This window comes from Actinomyces bowdenii, from assembly GCF_017592395.1.
In the GTDB taxonomy this organism is placed as follows: Bacteria; Actinomycetota; Actinomycetes; order Actinomycetales; family Actinomycetaceae; genus Actinomyces; species Actinomyces bowdenii.
This window is the reverse complement of sequence record NZ_JAGFOU010000006.1, coordinates 24,194-40,684: the sequence shown is the minus strand read 5'-3', so window position 1 is coordinate 40,684 and position 16,491 is coordinate 24,194. Positions and strand designations below refer to the sequence as shown.

At 62.7% G+C, this 16,491-nt stretch carries 14 protein-coding genes, 1 tRNA gene and 1 pseudogene; 8 read left to right on the top strand and 8 right to left on the bottom strand.

The genetic code is table 11. The annotated features are described in order from the left end of the window. Positions 1-176: 176 nt before the first annotated feature. Positions 177-998 carry a hypothetical protein gene (locus J5X07_RS03935; RefSeq protein ID WP_208478749.1) on the bottom strand — a complete coding sequence of 274 codons (822 nt, stop codon included), beginning with the start codon at positions 996-998 and terminating at the stop codon, positions 177-179. 196 nt (positions 999-1,194) lie between these two features. On the opposite strand from J5X07_RS03935, the gene J5X07_RS03930 reads away from it, so the two are divergent. The 6 genes from J5X07_RS03930 (at position 1,195) to J5X07_RS03905 (ending at position 7,188) form a co-directional block, all read left to right on the top strand. After that, the gene (locus J5X07_RS03930; protein ID WP_208478748.1) at positions 1,195-1,506 is read left to right on the top strand and encodes a phosphoenolpyruvate carboxylase; all 312 of its coding nucleotides are present in this window, start codon (positions 1,195-1,197) and stop codon (positions 1,504-1,506) included. Between the two features lie 26 nt (positions 1,507-1,532). Then, on the top strand, positions 1,533-1,838 hold the full coding sequence (locus tag J5X07_RS03925; RefSeq protein ID WP_208478747.1) for a hypothetical protein: 306 nt from the start codon (positions 1,533-1,535) through the stop codon (positions 1,836-1,838). Positions 1,839-2,149: 311 nt separating this feature from the next. Further along, on the top strand, positions 2,150-2,767 hold the full coding sequence (locus J5X07_RS03920; protein ID WP_208478746.1) for an MT-A70 family methyltransferase: 618 nt from the start codon (positions 2,150-2,152) through the stop codon (positions 2,765-2,767). A gap of 476 nt (positions 2,768-3,243) precedes the next feature. Then, a complete protein-coding gene (locus J5X07_RS03915; RefSeq protein WP_208478745.1) occupies positions 3,244-5,478 on the top strand; it encodes a type IV secretory system conjugative DNA transfer family protein in 2,235 nt (744 codons plus the stop codon). A gap of 228 nt (positions 5,479-5,706) precedes the next feature. Continuing rightward, on the top strand, positions 5,707-6,582 hold the full coding sequence (locus tag J5X07_RS03910; RefSeq protein ID WP_208478744.1) for a replication-relaxation family protein: 876 nt from the start codon (positions 5,707-5,709) through the stop codon (positions 6,580-6,582). Positions 6,583-6,843: 261 nt separating this feature from the next. Next, positions 6,844-7,188 carry a hypothetical protein gene (locus J5X07_RS03905; RefSeq protein WP_208478743.1) on the top strand — a complete coding sequence of 115 codons (345 nt, stop codon included), beginning with the start codon at positions 6,844-6,846 and terminating at the stop codon, positions 7,186-7,188. On the opposite strand, the gene J5X07_RS13465 is transcribed toward J5X07_RS03905, so the two are convergent. From J5X07_RS13465 to J5X07_RS03885, 4 genes are read right to left on the bottom strand one after another with little or no spacing between them, the layout of a single operon-like run. Next, positions 7,145-7,849 carry a WbqC family protein gene (locus J5X07_RS13465; protein ID WP_208478742.1) on the bottom strand — a complete coding sequence of 235 codons (705 nt, stop codon included), beginning with the start codon at positions 7,847-7,849 and terminating at the stop codon, positions 7,145-7,147. The genes J5X07_RS03905 and J5X07_RS13465 overlap by 44 nt on opposite strands. A 13-nt stretch (positions 7,850-7,862) precedes the next feature. Next, on the bottom strand, positions 7,863-8,519 hold the full coding sequence (locus tag J5X07_RS03895) for a class I SAM-dependent methyltransferase (RefSeq protein WP_208478741.1): 657 nt from the start codon (positions 8,517-8,519) through the stop codon (positions 7,863-7,865). Position 8,520: 1 nt separating this feature from the next. Continuing rightward, positions 8,521-9,288: an alpha/beta hydrolase family protein gene (locus tag J5X07_RS03890; RefSeq protein ID WP_208478740.1), complete on the bottom strand. Its 768-nt coding sequence runs from the start codon at positions 9,286-9,288 to the stop codon at positions 8,521-8,523. Between the two features lie 52 nt (positions 9,289-9,340). Further along, positions 9,341-9,880 carry a hypothetical protein gene (locus J5X07_RS03885; RefSeq protein ID WP_208478739.1) on the bottom strand — a complete coding sequence of 180 codons (540 nt, stop codon included), beginning with the start codon at positions 9,878-9,880 and terminating at the stop codon, positions 9,341-9,343. 759 nt (positions 9,881-10,639) lie between these two features. On the opposite strand from J5X07_RS03885, the pseudogene J5X07_RS13360 reads away from it, so the two are divergent. Further along, a pseudogene (locus J5X07_RS13360) lies at positions 10,640-11,842 on the top strand (recombinase family protein); the annotation flags it as partial. Here J5X07_RS13360 and J5X07_RS13355 read toward each other — a convergent pair. The 3 genes from J5X07_RS13355 to acs form a co-directional block, all read right to left on the bottom strand. After that, a complete protein-coding gene (locus J5X07_RS13355) occupies positions 11,756-12,286 on the bottom strand; it encodes a hypothetical protein (RefSeq protein WP_341769399.1) in 531 nt (176 codons plus the stop codon). The pseudogene J5X07_RS13360 and the gene J5X07_RS13355 sit on opposite strands and share 87 nt — an antisense overlap. A 559-nt stretch (positions 12,287-12,845) precedes the next feature. After that, positions 12,846-12,930 (bottom strand) — tRNA-Leu (locus J5X07_RS03875). 140 nt (positions 12,931-13,070) lie between these two features. Then, a complete protein-coding gene (gene acs, locus J5X07_RS03870; RefSeq protein WP_341769398.1) occupies positions 13,071-14,969 on the bottom strand; it encodes an acetate--CoA ligase in 1,899 nt (632 codons plus the stop codon). Positions 14,970-15,236: 267 nt separating this feature from the next. Between acs and J5X07_RS03865 the strand changes: the two genes are divergently transcribed. Then, positions 15,237-16,490: a DUF1266 domain-containing protein gene (locus J5X07_RS03865; RefSeq protein ID WP_124934556.1), complete on the top strand. Its 1,254-nt coding sequence runs from the start codon at positions 15,237-15,239 to the stop codon at positions 16,488-16,490. The last annotated feature ends 1 nt before the right edge of the window (position 16,491 follow it).

The window sequence follows — 16,491 nt, the reverse complement described above, 5'->3', positions numbered from 1 at the left end:
TGGGGCTCGCGGTGCGGCGACGCTCCGAGCGGGTCGCACTGACTCGCCCCTGGCGGAGCGTCCTGAAGCATCGCAGGACGGGCTCGATCGGTACGAATGAAGACCATACAGGATACCAGAGGTATCGCCGGAGCGGTAGGATGGAGATGGAGGTTCGTCAGACGATATGATCTGCGTCACGGGTGGATTCTCTCCCCTTCTTCCCGGCTGACCAGGAGCGAAGGGGTGCTGGACAGGATCCATGTGTTGCCCAGGGTGGTGATACTGAGCGGCGCTCCAGATGGCAGATCGATGGTGATGGTCGTGAACTGTGGCCAGACTTCGCCAGGCCATCGGAGGCGGACCGGCAGTGCGGGTCGGAGGTGAAGCGGCTGCTCCAGGTGACAGCGGAGCCAGAGAGTCTCCGGGTCTGCGGTGGGATCGGGTGGTGCCGTGAACCGCAGAGTCGACTGCCATGGAATCCATCGGCTGTCACTATCTAAAGTGTCAAGACTCATAGTCCGCATGTCGATGAACCAGGGCCAAGCCTTGGAGATCTGGACTTCGAGAGTTCCGTCTGCCTGGCCGGTCAGCCAGACATGGCATGCCGGCACGAGCTGAACCGTCCAGGTGCTACATATCAGGTGAGCGATGCGCTGCAGTCCCACATCGGAGTGGCGGCGGGCCTGTCGGGCTTCAAAGCCGTAGTCGGCACCGAAATCGTTGAGCCGTGCGAGGTGGGTTTCCCGACCAGAGGCAAACCCCAGGGAGTAGGCGGCAGCCTGAATGGGTAGGACATCGTCGTCTTGATCGATGACCTGGAGAACGCGGTCCTGTAGTTGAGTGAAGGCCACCGATGGATCGCCTCCGCCCAGGAGAGCAACAACAGTAGGCAGCGCTGTCATACCAGCGGGAGAGAGGCCAGCCGGACGCTTGCGAGCCGCGAGCAGTTCACTGAGGACCTGCTCGACCAGCGCTGGTCGCGATTGATCTGCCGGGTCATGTGCGTCGTCGGACACAGGCGCAGGGTACCTGGCTGGAGCAACACGATGTCACTTCTGTGTCACGACTCCACCCACCCCGCCGAGGTCTCCTAGATGCGCGAGGTCGCCCTGGTCTCGTGGCCGAGAGGCACCGTACACATCTGCCCTGGTGGCAGCGGTCTCGGCCGGTCGGTTCGATCTGCGCCAAAGGGCGTAAGAAGGAGTCCATGTCATGTCAAACGAGATCATCCCTCAGGTTCCGGAGTCCTACGCCACCGGCATCATGCCGTTCGGCCAGCCGTCGTCGCGGGCGGTGGCGCGCAGTGTCAGGCGGGAGACCGACACTGTCCTGGCTCGAGCTGAGGTGGCGCACGCGACCGACCAGGCCCGTGCCGTATTGGCAGCGGGCGCCTTGAGCAACGCCAGTGCTCTGGCGGGGTTGGCCGAGCAGTGCTACCAGGCGGCACCAGCCGGAGCGCCGTACTACGAGGCCATCATGCAGGCCTACGGTCTGGGCGCGGCCCGCGCTATCGCCCGGTTCTGAGCATGACGCCCGGAGGAGCACTCGACATGAGCACCACCACCGCCATCCTGCTGGGCGTCCTGGTCCTGCTGGCGCTCCACCTGGTCGCTCGAGCCAGCCACCGGCGCGCACAGGCCAGCCGTCAGGAGCAGCGTCGTCGGACTGCCAAGAGGCTCGACCCGGCCCTGCTGCCGCAGCAGGTATGCAGCTGTCTGCACTGTCAATCGGCCGCAGAGCATCGAGCCCTGCAGCGTCGCATGGTGGCCACCAAACGAGAGCAAGATGCGGCTGCCCTCCACGCCGCCAGGCTCATGTTGGCCGTCGCGCACGCGTGCCGGGATGACCAGCGCTAGCCATAGAACCAGCAGTTCCCTGAACCCCGCACACCAGTGACTGTTGTGGAAACAACAGCAAGCACTGTCATCTCCCTTAATGGCCGGAATGAGGGGTCACGACAGCGATTCCTTCCATCTCTGACCGCTGGCACCCTCCCGACCTTGCTGGTCGCCGGTGGTGTCGTATCGCTTGGAAAGGAGCGATCTCAGGGTGTTGTCGGCAGCACTGGTTTATGCGACATATGGAGGCAGGGCGCTATGAATGCGCCAGCAGTGGAGCATTCCTCTGCTGCTATCACCAAGAAAGCAAAAAGAAAGGAGAGTCGACCATGAACAGTAAGACGACTATCAGCGATGAGCGCCGAGTGCTGGGCTTACCGGCCGGTGGCTTCCGCACCATCCTGGCTGACCCGCCCTGGCCGGCCCAGAGCGGGGAGCGCCATTACCGGACGATGAGTCTGGAGCGGATCATGGGCCTGCCGGTGAGCCAGTTGGCAGCCGGTGATGCCCACCTGTGGTTGTGGACCACCAACGCCATGCTGCCGCGGGCCTACGAGGTGGCCACCGCCTGGGGCTTCACGGTGCGCAGCCCGCTGACCTGGGTCAAATTCCGCCTGGGCCTGTCCGGGGCCAACCAGCTGCGCAACGCTACCGAGCAGCTGCTGTTCTGCACCCGAGGGCGAGCTCCGCTGGGCAACCACTCCCAACCCACCTGGTTCAACGCCCCCGTTACCGAGCACTCGCGCAAACCCGCCGAGCAGTTCGCCATCATCGAGCGCATCAGCCCCGGGCCATACCTGGAGCTGTTCGCCCGCCGCCACCCGGAGTCCAACCAGGACTGGGCCGTCTGGGGCAACGAGATCGTCTCCGACATCCGCATCCCCGGCTACCCGGTGCCGCGCTACAGCCAGCGCGCCACCGCTGGCAGTCAGGAGGCCCGGCCATGAGTCGGTACGGAGCACAACGAAGAAGCTGGGATGTCTGGGGATTCGAGGAGCTCGCTGCCCGGGAGTCTGCTGCGCGCCGGCGTCGGACTCGTCCTGGTCGCGATTGGGCTGAAGTGGATCGCCTGCGTGCTGCAAAGCGCCTGGATGTGGCTCGCCGGCGGGCTCGTCGTCGCGGGAGCCTGCGCCGCAGCAGTGTCCTGGTGGCGGGGCCGGGATCAGTGGTGAGGAGGCGGACATGAGCCCGAGCCCTCAACCAGTCCGGCGTCGTGGTGGCCGCCCGGCTTCGTCCCACGCGGTCTGGGTGGTTGGGCGCCGACGACTCCTGGATCATCAGGAGCTGGCCCGAGTCCTGCTGGCGCTGCTGTGCCACCAGCACACTCAAGACAGTGCACCGACGGCGGCCGACGACGACACCGCCGGGCAGGCCGGCGCAGTTCTTCACGACGCCAGCCGGCCTGAACCGAAGGAGGCGGACGATGACCCCCTGGGGTAGCCAGGCCGCTCACGCCGCACCATTGAGCTGGTTTCAGGTGCAGTTGGGACAGCCGCTGAGCACCGCTGATGCCGCCGGGCTGCTGGATCGGATCCTGGCTGACAGGCATCTGGGCCGGGTGGTGCTGGAGACCAGGGCCAGTGGTGGCCGGGCGCGCACCCTCGTGGCCACCAGGCCCGGTGCCAGCCTTGAGGCGACGATCCCTGAGCTGGTGCCCGGTAGCCGTGTCACCACCTCCGCTGAGGACAGGCAGAGCGTCGATGCGGCGCTGCGGCTGAAGGTGTCTCGGCCGCTGCTGCCGCTGAACACCGAGCGCATCGAGACCGTTGTCAGGGCGGTCCTGGCGGCGATGGCCGCTACCGGCGCGGGGGAGGAGCTGGTCATCCAGGCCATGATCGGGCCTCGCTACCGGCCCTCACTCAGTAGCGGTCAGTTGACGCGCAGCGGCTGGATGGAGCTGCTCGGATTCGCCCACCCCGTCCAGGAGCCTCGGCTGAGCGCTGCGATCCGCCGGCGAGAGGGCCAGCACCAGGCCGGTGTGATGCTCCGGCTCGGCGCCCGTGCCGCCACCCCTGCCCGATGGCGAGCCCTCCTGAGCGGCCTGCTGGGGGCGCTGCGCATGAGCGAGGGCGCCGGGGTACGGCTGCGGGCCTGTGACGAGCAGCCCGAGCGCCTTACCCAGGCGCGCCGGCCCTGGCGCTACCCACTGGCCTTGAGCGCGCACGAGCTGGCCTGCCTTATCGGGTGGCCCATCGGGGCCGGCGAGCTGCCGGCCACCCCTGGGGCGCACCCGCGCCGTCTGGCGCTGCCCGAGCATCGAGACACCACCCGCGTCTTCGCCACCGGGGTGGATGAGCACCGGCCGGGACGCTTGGGCATCTCCATCCATGATGCCTTGTTCCATACCGTTCTGTTGGGCCCTACTGGTGCGGGTAAGTCCACCGCTATGGCTCAGCTGGCGCTGGCCGACATCCAGGCCGGGCGCGGCGTGCTGCTCATCGACCCCAAGGCCGACCTGGTGCATGATCTGCTGGCCCGCATACCGCCGGAGCGGCACGATGACGTGGTGGTGATCGATCCGACCAGCCCCACGCCGGTGGGTATCAACCCACTGGCCACGACCACCGGCTCGCCAACCAGTATGAGGCGAGGTCGCCGGCCGGAGCTCATCGCCGATGCCGTGCTGGCCACCTTCAAGACGCTGTTCGCCGACTCGTGGGGGCCGCGCACCGAGGAGATCCTGACCGCCGGCCTGCTGACCCTGGCCCGTACCCCGGGCGCGACTCTGGTGGATCTGCCACTGCTGCTGACCAGCCCCGCCCACCGCCGGCGTATCACTACAGCCGCCCCTGACCCCTTGGGTACCGATCGGTTCTGGGCCAAGTACGAGGCACTGCCCGAGGCTCAGCGCAGCCAGTGGATCGCCCCGGTGCTCAACAAGCTCCAGCCCTTCCTCATCCGCCCCCACTTGCGCGCCACCCTGGGCCAGGCCACACCACGCTTCGACCTGGCCGAGCTGCTGACCCGCCGGCGCATCGTCCTGGTATCGCTGAACAAGGGCGTGCTGGGGGCGGAGTCGGCCCGCCTGCTGGGCAGCTTGCTGATCGGGCAGTTATGGCCGCTCATCCTGGCTCGGGCCGCTCTGCCGCCCGAGCGCCGGCATATCGTCAGCCTCTACATCGACGAGGTCCAGGACTACCTGGCCCTGCCCGGCGACCTGGCCGACGCATTAGCCCAAGCCAGATCGCTGGGGGCGGCCTTCCACCTGGCCCACCAGTACCGCGCCCAGCTGCCACCAGCTCTGCGGGCCGGCATCGACACCAATGCCAGGAATAAGATCATCTTCAGCCTATCCGCCAGTGATGCCACCGAGATGGCCCGCCAGGCCACCGGAGTGGAACCGGCCGACTTCCAGCTGCTGCCGCGCTTCGGCATTTACACCCAGACCCTGCACCGGGGCCAGGCGCAGCCCTGGGCGATGGCTACCACCATGCCGTTGCCACCTCCGACTACTGACCCGGTGGAGCTGCATGTCGCCAGCACCGCCCGCTACGGACGAGATGCCCCAGAGGTCGAGGCCCAGCTGCTCGAGCGCCTCGGACTCACACCCCACACCACAGCCGGCCCAGCGCCACCGACCGGGGCCGTGAGCGGGGCGGAGACAATCATCGGGCGACGACCACGCAAGGCCACCAGCAGACCAGACAGCGGCATATGAAGTAGTGGTTGAAGCAGCCGATGAGTTATGCCGATGGCGCACCGGTGCGCCACGAGCCGGGCGACCAATCGCCAGACCACTCGCGACGATAAGCATTCGCCGTTTTCGGCGGCATGCCGGCCCACACCAGCCAACAGCGGAGGCGACTGCCAGCCCTTGCTGGCTGCCATCCCACCCGTGCCGGGCCGGCAGCCACCGTGAGACAAGGAAGAGGAAGGAGGACAAGCAATGCCAGCCACCACCGAGACCAGCAGGCGCATCGGGCGCCGCCAGCTCCAGGCCATCGCCGACCAGCTCGACGCCATCGACCACCGCCTCCTTGAGCTGCTGGCCACCCACCGATACGCCACCACCGGCCAGCTGGCCCAGATCACCAACCTGGGCGGCCGCTGGGCCACCCAGCGCTCCGCACTGCGCCAGACCACCCGACGCCTGAGCCGCCACCACTGCCTGGGCCTGGTCGACCACCTGGCCAGGCGCATCGGGGGAGTACGAGCCGGCTCCACAGGGTTCGTCTGGCACCTTCGGGAGCCCGGCCATCGACTCGTCGCCCAGCAGCATGCCAATGACGTCCGGCAGGCCCGAGCCCAGGCCCCACCAGGTGCCGGTAGGCGCTGGCGCCACAGCGAGCCCTCCCACGCCTTCCTGACCCACACCCTGGCTATCACCCAGGCCCGACTGACCATCGAGGGCGCTGCTCGGGACGCCGGGGGCAGGCTCACCCTCCTGGCCACCGAGCCGGCCTGTTGGCGCAACTGGATCATGCCTTCCGGGGCCCAACGCTGGCTCAAACCCGATCTGGAAGCCATCACCACCACCGCTGGCGGCGAGGAGGACCACTGGCTCATCGAGATCGACCTGGGCACTGAGAACCCCGCCCGCCTCATAGCCAAATGCCACACCTACCAAGACCACCTGAACAGCGGCACCGAGCAAACAGGTAATGGCGGGTACTACCCGCAGGTCGTGTGGGTGATGAATAGCTCCATGCGGGCGGAGTGGCTGGAGCGGCAGATCCAGGCTGACCAGTACCTGATGCCAGGGTTGTTCAAGATCGTAGCCAGTGCCGAGCAGTTGACCCGCCTCATCCAGCAAGGCCCATAACGCCACCCCTGGAGATCATCCATCAGAGTAAAAAGAGAGATCCACGCATCCATGCCGCTAATTCGATCACCCGTCAACTTCGGAGGTGCGTTCTCCGTCCTATTGCTGCCGCCATCTAGGGCTACTAATGAGCGGAGCGGGTGGAATTGGAGTATTCGGACTTGACTCTTCGGGCCAACTGAGCGTCAATAGAAGCAGAGACGGGACTGTGTCAGTCTCTTGCATGAATAGCTAAGAATCACTGAGGGGAGGAATAATCTCATGCCCGAAACCACGCCAACTCAATCCAGCATCGAGGGTGTCGTCATCTACACCCACGGCCAGCGCCCGGCCGAAATCGCCTGGCAGAGCACCGAGCTGCGACGCTACTGCCGGCACGCAGGTCTGGAGGTGATGACCGAGTTCCACGACTTGGGGGACCACACCATCGGCCTGGACATGGCGCTGCGCGCCATCCAGGAGCCCGGCATCCGCTACCTGTGCACTACAAGCTGGCCGCCCACCAGCCTCGACGCCGAGGACGCCCTGTCCGTCACCGAAGTCCTGAGACATGATATTGTCTCTAGAACTCGTCGCCCTTATAAAGCGCTTCTATTTGTTCCCTAGTCCACGCGGATCCTCTATTTAAAAGCCAGTGGATTGCAGAATAATGAATCAATTCCTTTTGCTTCACTTTCCTGCCTTCGAAGATAGAGATTTTGCTCTGGTGAAACCTGCTAATTTCCCTACCCTTCCTACGCATGACCTCAAACTCCACACTGCCCGCGACATAGGTACTTGCGTTTAGGATCTCTGATAAATGCCAACGATGGAAATGAGGATGGGTGCAGGTTAGACTGCTTTCAAGAGAAATGTTTGGAAATTTTATGGATAGGCAATCAAATAGATGTTCTAAGATAATCATATTGACATGCACCAGCGATCCTGATTCAATAGAAGTCGAACGGTATATCTCAAGGAAACGCTCTCCATCTGAATCTAGTTTTGGATATGCCTGCCTCAATATAGATAAATGTCTCTGACGCCAATCCGATTGCTCTTCGCATATTTTTATATCACACACGGGCAACCCTCGCTGCCTGTGTACAGGAATCGTCAACCATGTATCGCCATTAGCGGTCAGAATCCTATTTCTATTGACAAAAGAATTCTTGTTTCGATCTGGCATTAGAGACAAATCTAGTACGATCGAACGATCAACTTCCAGCAGACGAACTAAATGCGGGACGTTAGGAATGTATCTGGATGTGACGCAAGTGATATTCATCTAATCTCCTTTGTTAAGAGCGAGAATGAACTTTTGCATATACATACACCCAATCACCACGGGAGTCACGATAGTCAATGGCAGATTTAATCACGCCGTAACCAATCTCTTCTAGTTCTCGTATAAAAGAACTATGGCGACTCCTGTAAATTTGAATATAGTTTCCATGATACATTTCTTTATAATACCCGGAAGTAGGTTGATAATCTGACAAAATATGAGATGATAATACCAAATTTCCGTCACTAATTAGGATTCTTTTAATTTCTGAGAGTACCATTTTTCTACGCTCCAGCGGATGCAGTATATCGATCACATTATTGAGCAATAGCACGCAATCGAAGGAATCTGCGTTGAGTGATACTAAATATTCAAGGATATCCTTCTGTATGAAATTCCTATCAGGAAACCTTATCTTGGCGCTATTTATCATCTCAGCGGAAAGATCAACACCAACATAATAAGTAGCCTTCGGCACTAGTAAAGATGCTCGACCTGCGCCGCAACCGAGATCTAAAACCTTATCCGTTTGAGGCAAGAGAGAAGACAGCAATTCGGATTCAGTTTCCGAAAATTCATTCCAATTTGTATAGGCGCCAACCACTTGACTCTGTGTAAAAACACTCGAGTACTGAATTTCATATTCAGAAGCGTCGATGAAGTTATCCATTTCACAGATTCTCCTTGAGGAAAGAGATAAGATCGTTAGACATGGCGTCCCAGGCGCCGGTCTCTGCGTACCAGTGATCAACTCCGGGAAGTTCAAGAAGACTCGCTTTTTTCATGACTTGAACCAAGTCTCGAGAATGACGAATGGGAACTGCAGTGTCAGCATCTCCTTGAACAATCCGCACAGGAACGGAAATTTTTGATGCTTCAAGGAACGTGTTGTGCATCAGTGAATCAATCACTGCAGTGTATTTCAATCCAACTTCTGGATGATAACCTTCGTCGCTCCATATTTTCATCAACTTAGCACCATATTGTAGTTGGTACCCTTCAGGAAGGAAAGAACTTGGAGACTTTAAAGCAATAGCGCCTACTTCAGTATATTTACCAGCAGTGAGCAAGGCCACGTTTCCTCCAAAGCTAGACCCTAGAATTCCCACGCCTTTATCCCCCTGTAAATTAGAGCTAGTAACATACTTGAGAATCGCCTCCAGATTTCGACAGCCCATGCTTAAAGTAAGATCTTCATAAGTTCCATCGGAATATCCAAGACCGCGGAAATCAAATAATAATGATGCCATTCCTGCATTTTTTATCATTGGCAAAAGTTGCGTCCAAGTTTGCCCTTTGCTGCCGGAAGGGCCATCACCAGTAGCGAGAATGATTAGAGGTATTCTGTTCTTGCGAATTACCTCGGGCGTATCACTCAGACTTGCAATAAGCGGGCCATCTTGAGAGGGAATCTCAAATAGTTCGCGTTCGATCTGCATGATTTCTAGACTCCTGTCTTCTGATTCGTTTGACTGATAATTATATAATACCTTAATTCGAGACATCTTGGGAACTGCATATGCGACTGGCGGTCTCCATTGCTGGTGTCATTAAAGAACCATCCGCAATATGATGAGCAATAAGACTATTAGCTCTACGATAGTAGTAAAGCCCATACCCTGCAAGTTTAATAGAAAGCGAGACGATGACGATACAGGCGATGGCTATTTGAATTTTCGAGATTCCAAATCCGCTTAACATAGCAACACTAGTGAACGGCAATAAAATTGCGACTGCTAACTGCCACTCTCCTTCAGCACGATACTGACGATACTCGGCTTTAAGCGGCAACCCTGCAAGTTTTCCTTCCATCCATAGTATATCCGCTTGATTTTTATAAAGAAAACTATCTTCGTCTCTCAGCCAAAACGGAGCATTTGAAGGAATAGTTAATTCGCGGTAATAACGCTCGCTTTCAATTTGAAGTCGCTCAAGAGACGCTTGCGATATGGGTGAGATTGTTAAACAAATGCGATTTAAAGGGAACTTTTTTTCTTGCAATTCTTGCCTAGCCGCCTGCGATGAACCCAATCAACAGCACCTTCAAGAGCAGTTACGTACAGAGAACCTACTAAAAAAGCGCATAAGGCTGTCATCGCTAGAGGCATCCAGGATTGAAAAGAATATAGATTTATTATCGCAGGACTGGGATTTATGGACAACTCGAGTTGTTTGTAGAATGCTACATAAATCGTGGCGCCAATCAATGTGCCTGTTAAAAGTGAGGATCGAAAATTTCGTAAACCTGAGATAATTTCGCTAAGGGCTGTCATTCTTATGGTCCATTCCTGATAGAAAACTAGGGGGAATTTAGGTGCGAGAGTATGTGGCGTATTTTTATTTAGACGATAAGGGCTGGTGGTTTATGTTGCGATAAAATTTTCGATTGGTTCCACGTCTTTTCAATTGAGAGTAGTTTCAGGTAATAGTTGGCGGTAGGGTTGTGTCCTACTCTCGGCAAGATTCACGACATGCGTCAAGGATGCGTGGGGGAGAGTGAGGAGTGTTATGAGTTCTTTGATGTCCCATAGAGGAGTGTGGAGTGCTAGGTTGGCTTGTGGGGAGGTCTTGTATGAGATTGTACACGTAGTCGGTGGTTCTTGCTAGCACCACACACCAAGCCTTGCATGATGGTGGTCGAGATGGCGACGTAGAGGCGTTGGTAGGGGGTACTGCCCTCGGCTTGGGCATGTTGGTGAGGCGTCCCGCTATTGTTGCGATTTCAATGATCCCCCTTGACTCTTCCGCCCATCTGAGCGTCAATGGAGACAGGCCATCTCACTGAGTGAGATGACGGTCTGGGGTGGTCAGCCCTGCCAGTGGCGCCAGGATGCCAGCGCTGTGCAAGTTCGCGTCGCCGTCGGCTGCCAACCTCACCGCCAGACCCCAACACAGCAATCACGCCGAAAGGAGGACCTCATGAACCCGACAACAACCACCTCAGACGCGCCCACCGCCGCAGCGGCTTCGCCGGGCGTTGACCCGCTTCAGGCCATGTCTGCCGCTCTGGAGCCCAAGCGGGCTGTCTCCTACATCCGGGTCTCCACCCGTGAGCAGGCTCAGCGGGCGGGGGCTGAGGAGGGGTTCTCCATCCCGGCCCAGCGGGAGGCCAACAAGAAGAAGGCCGCCTCTATGGGCGCCCTCATCGTCAAGGAGTTCGTCGACCGCGGCGAGTCGGCCCGCAGCGCCAACCGCCCCGAGCTGCAGCGGATGCTGGCCTACCTCCAGGACGATCGCGGCATCGACTACGTCATCGTCCACAAGCTGGACCGCCTGGCGCGCAACCGGGCTGATGACGTGGAGATCAACCGGGCCTTCGAGCAGGCCGGGGTGCGCCTGGTCTCCACCAGCGAGAACATCGACCAGACCCCGGGCGGCATCCTGCTGCACGGCATCATGAGCTCGATCGCCGAGTTCTACTCGCGCAACCTGGCCAACGAGGTCCTCAAAGGCATGGGGCAGAAGGCCCGCAACGGCGGCACTATCGGCAAGGCACCCCTGGGGTATCGCAACGTGCGCGGCCAGGATGCCCAGGGCCGCGAGATCCGCACTGTCGAGCTGGACCCCGACCGCGCGCCCCTGATGCGCCTGGCCTTCAGCGAGTACGCTACCGGCAATTGGACGGTGGCCCGCCTGGCCGAGCACCTGGCCGGCCTGGGCCTGGACATCCCCGCTACCCCCAGTAAGCCGGCCAAGCCCTTGACCAAGAACCGGTTGCACACCCTGCTGCGCCACCCCTACTACCGTGGGGTGGTCTCCTTCCAGGGCGTGGAGTATCCCGGCCGGCATGAGGCGCTGGTCGATGAGGTGACCTGGCAGCAGGTCCAGGACATCCTGGCCGCCCACCGTCACGGGGAGCAGCAGCGCCTGCACAACCACCACCTGAAATCCACCGTGGTGTGCGGGCTATGCGGCTGCCGCCTGCTGGTGCACAAGGCTACCAACCGCCACGGCCAGACCTACCCCTACTTCGTGTGCGCCCGGCGCCACCGCACCCACGACTGCACCTTCCGAGCCGTCCTCATCGACCAGGTCGAGGCCCGGGTAGCCGAGTTGTACGGGAGGATCTGCCTGACACCCGAGGACAGGCAGGCTGTTGAGACCTACCTGCTGGCCGAGTTGGACCACATCAAGTCCGGGCGCCAGCAGCAGATCCGCTCCCTGACCACCCGGCGCACCGGCTTGGAGGACCAGCGCCGCCAGCTGCTTCAGGCCCACTACGCCGGCGCCGTTCCCCTGGAACTGCTCAAGGAGGAGCAGGAGCGCCTGACCCGGCAGATCACTGGGATTCAGCGCCAGCTCGACGGCTACCAGGCAGACATCACCCAGGTCCGCCAGCACCTGACCCAGGCCCTGGACTTGCTGGAGGACTGCCAGCGGCTCTACGCCGTAGCGCCGGAGCACCTGAAGAAACAGCTCGACCGCGTCTTCTTCCAACGAATCCTGGTCAACCCAGCGGTCGATGAGGACGGACGAGTGGTGCTACCAGCCGATCCCCACCAACCCGAGGGCGACGGCCCTGGGAGTGATGGTGGGCATACGGCCACCGGGGAGACCGGAGACGCTGGGGGCGATGCTGGTTGGCCGACCAACCAGTCGGAGGCAGGTTCTGCCGGACGGCAGAAAGGCGCCGGAGTGACCGACGACCACACCGCCCGCAACCCAGCCCCGAGCACAGGCCTCATCCTGACCCAGGACCCCGAGCAGCGCACCAGCGCCGCCGCCATCCTCAGCTTCCCCTTCGACCACCTGACCAGCCCCGGGCTACGGCAGGCGGCGCACCAGCACGCCCAGACCAGTGCCCCTTCCCAGGAACTTGCCGACCACGGCAGCGCCACCACTGCAAGCCGATCCAGCCGGACCGCCCTGAGCCCGGCCCCGGACCCAGGCCTCTCATCCCAACGAAAAACGCCCACCGCCAAGGGTGAGCATCACTCGTCGTCTGAGATGGCTCCGGCCACGACCTCGCTTGCTGCGGGTTCGTACTCGAGCACCGTGGTGCCCCCGGCGGGACTCGAACCCGCACGCCCGAAGGCAGCGACTTTTAAGGTCGCGGTGTCTACCGATTCCACCACAGGGGCCGGTGCCCCGGCTCGCGCCGGGGCACCGGAACAACCTAGCACCGCCGCTCCCTCAGGTCAGGCCTTCGGAGGCCCGATGCGGGCTGCCTTCCCTGCTCAGCCGACAGCCCCGGCACGTGCCGGGGCGCGGCGGCCCCGGCTCAGTCGGTGTCCAGTGTGGACAGGTCTCCCTCGTCCTGCCCCAGGGCGCGGGCCCGCAGCACCCGGCGCAGGATCTTGCCCGAGCGGGTCTTGGGCAGCGCCTCGGGGAAGTCGAAGGACTCGGGCTTGGCGATGGGCGAGAGCGTCGCCGCCACATGCTGGCGCAGCTCGGCCTCCAGCCTGCGGGAGGGCTCCACGCCCTGGTGGAGCACCACCGCCACGTGGATGGCGTGCCCCTTGACCTCGTGGGGCAGGCCCACGGCCGCCGCCTCGGCCACCGCAGGATGCGAGACCAGCGCGGACTCCACCTCCGCGGTGCCCAGGCGGTGCCCGGAGACCTTGATGATGTCGTCGGTGCGCCCGATGATCCAGAACCAGCCATCGGCGTCGCGCTTGGCCGAGTCCCCCGTGAGGTACAGGCCCGGGTACTTTCCCCAGTAGGTGCGCCGGTAGCGCTCGGGGTCCCGGTAGAGGGTGCGCAGCATGGAGGGCCAGGGGCGCTTGAGCACGAGGTTGCCCTCCACGCCGTCGGGCACCTCCCGCCCCTGCTCATCGACGACGGCCGCCTCCTGGCCGAAGACCGGGCGGCCGGCCGCACCCGGCTTGGCCGGCATCGTCGGCACCGTGGTGATCTGGAACATGCCGGTCTCGGTCTGCCACCAGGTGTCGATGATCGGGCAGCGGCCCTCGCCCACCACCTGGTGGAACCAGGTCCAGGCCTCGGGGTTGAGCGGCTCGCCCACGCTTCCCAGCAGCCGCAGGCTGGACAGGTCGTGGCGCTTGACCCAGGCCTGCCCGAAGCGCATGAGAGTACGGATCGCGGTGGGCGCGGTGTAGAAGGAGGTGATCCCATAGCTCTCGATGAGGTCCCACCACCGGTCGGGGTAGGGGAAGGTCGGGTTGCCCTCGTACATGAACACGGTCGCGCCGCACAGCAGGGGGCCGTAGACCAGGTAGCTGTGGCCGGTGATCCACCCCGGGTCGGAGGTGCACCACCAGCGGTCCTCGTCATGGATGTCGAAGCAGTCGTGGAGGGTGACATAGGTGCCCACCATGTAGCCGCCATGGGAGTGCAGGATCGCCTTGGGCCGGCCCGTGGATCCCGAGGTGTAGAGGATGAACAGCGGGTCCTCGGCATCGACCTGGACGGTCTCGCAGCGGCCCTTGGCCACCGGCAGCTTGCACAGCTCGTGGTACCAGTGGTCGCGGATCGGGTCCATGGCGACCTCAGAGCCGGTGTTGCGCACCACGATGACGTTCTGGATCGTGGGGGAGAAGCGCACCGCCTCATCGATGATCTCCTTGAGGGGGAAGACCTTGCCGTTGATCCACGACCCGTCGGCGGTGATGACCACCTTGGACTCCGAGTCATCGATGCGGGCGGTCAGGGCGTCGGCGGAGTACCCGGCGAAGACCACCGAGTGGATGGCCCCGAGCTTGGCGCAGGCGAGCATCGCGAAGAAGACCTCGGGGATGCGCGGCAGGTAGATGGTCACCACATCCCCCTTGCCCACGCCCATCGCCTTGAGCACATTGGCCATGCGCTCGACCTGCTTGGCCAGGGCGAAGTAGGAGAAGGTGCGCACCTGGTCGGTGTCCTCACCGACCCACACCAGCGCCAGCTTGTTCTTGCGGGCCGTGACCAGGTGGCGGTCCACCGCGTTGGTGACGATATTGGTCCTTGCCCCCACGAACCAGCGGTAGAAGGGAGCCCCGGAGTCGTCCAGGACCTCCTCCCACGGCCGGGACCACTCCAGCTCCCGGGCGCGCCCGGCCCAGTACCCCTGGGGGTCTGCCAGGGCCTGCTCCTCCAGCGCCCTCCAGTCCTGGACCCAGGCGCCCTTGAGGGACTCGGGGTCGGGGGCGATGAAATCCGTGCTCTCGTGTGCCTGCGTCACGACGTCCTCCTCGACGGCGCTCAGTGCCCCGGGCCGGCTCCCCGGAGCGATTCGCAGAACAGTACCCGCAGTGCGGCCCGCTGGCCATGGCAGACAGCCAGCAGATCGGGGGACCGACCACCGCGCCCCGACGATCGCGGCCGGGCCGGCCTCACTGGCCCACCGGCACGGGCGCGCCCTGCACCCAGGAAGCGGGCTCTTGTCAGCCCTCCACCGCCTCTGCCAGGATCGCCGGGAGAATGACCGGCCCCAGGAGGGAGTCTCCTCGTGCTCAGCAATCTCAACCTGCTCGCCTCTCCCTACTGCGCCGACCACACCCTGCTGGCCAAGTCCTACCCCGCCGCCATCGAGGAGCTGCGCGACACGCAGGGCCCCGGCTGGGCGGCACTGAACCGTCCGGCCTCGGCCAGGGCCCTGAAGAACGCCTTCGGCGTCATCGACGGGCCCTCGGCGATCGCCCAATGCGAGGAGCTGGCGGCAGCGGCCGGCTCCTGGGCCGATCCGCTCATCGCGGCCCAGCAGGTGCCCGCCCTCGCCATGCTTGCCGGCGCGGCCGGGGCGCGGGGATTCGACGACTGCCGAATCGTCAACGTGCTCACCCGGGCCCGCACCGCGGGCTACATCGACGACGGCGCCCTGGCCGGCCTCCTGGAGAGCCACGCTCGGCGCACCCTCGTGCACTACTCCGGCTGGGGCCAGTACCTGGCCTCCGTCATCGTCGGCAAAACCGCCTTCCAGGCCATGGGCGCCACGTCGGGCAGCCACTGCATCGTCCCATCGCAGAGGATTCTCGAAGCCGTCCACATCATGGCGCTCAGCGCCCCCGTCACCCTGTTCCGCGCCGGACTGTGGCACCCGGAGGACCTCAGTGCCCTCATCGACGCCATCGAGGCGATCATCCCCGCTGAGCGCGCCCGCGCCGCCCGCCTGGGGGCCGGCGGGTGGGTGGCGACCGCCAGCCACCCCCTGGATGCGGCCACCACCAAAGTGCTCCAGGCCACCGCAACGGATACGGGAACCTTCCTGCGCTCGCGCTCCCTGGCACAGGAGGTCTTCTGGCGCCCCGTGGGCATGGCCCGGCTCTGGCCGGTCTTCGAGGATCTGAGGAGCTCGCGGCTGCCCCCGTGGGATCTGCCCGCCCACGGCGATGGCCGGGCCGCGAAGACGTTCTGGCGCGACGTCCGCCTCGAGCGCGAGCACTGGTCGGGGGTGCCCTTCCTGCGCATCAGCGACGGCGGCAGGCTCACCGCGGTCCTGACCGAGCAGGCCTGCGTCCTGGTCTCCAGGACCGGCGTGCACCGCGCCTTCACCCCCGTGCCCTGGGAGCAGGCGAGGATCACCGCCACCGTGAGCCCCGGCAAGCAGGTCGCCTTCCATGCCGGGGGCGCGCTTCTGGGCACCCTCTACCCGGACTGGGGGGCACTGGGGCCGGCCAGTGCCGAGCTCACCTGGCGCCTGGAGGGATTGTTGAGCGGCCTGGGAGCCCGAGTGCGCTCCTTCAGCGCCGCCCACCCGCTGTGAG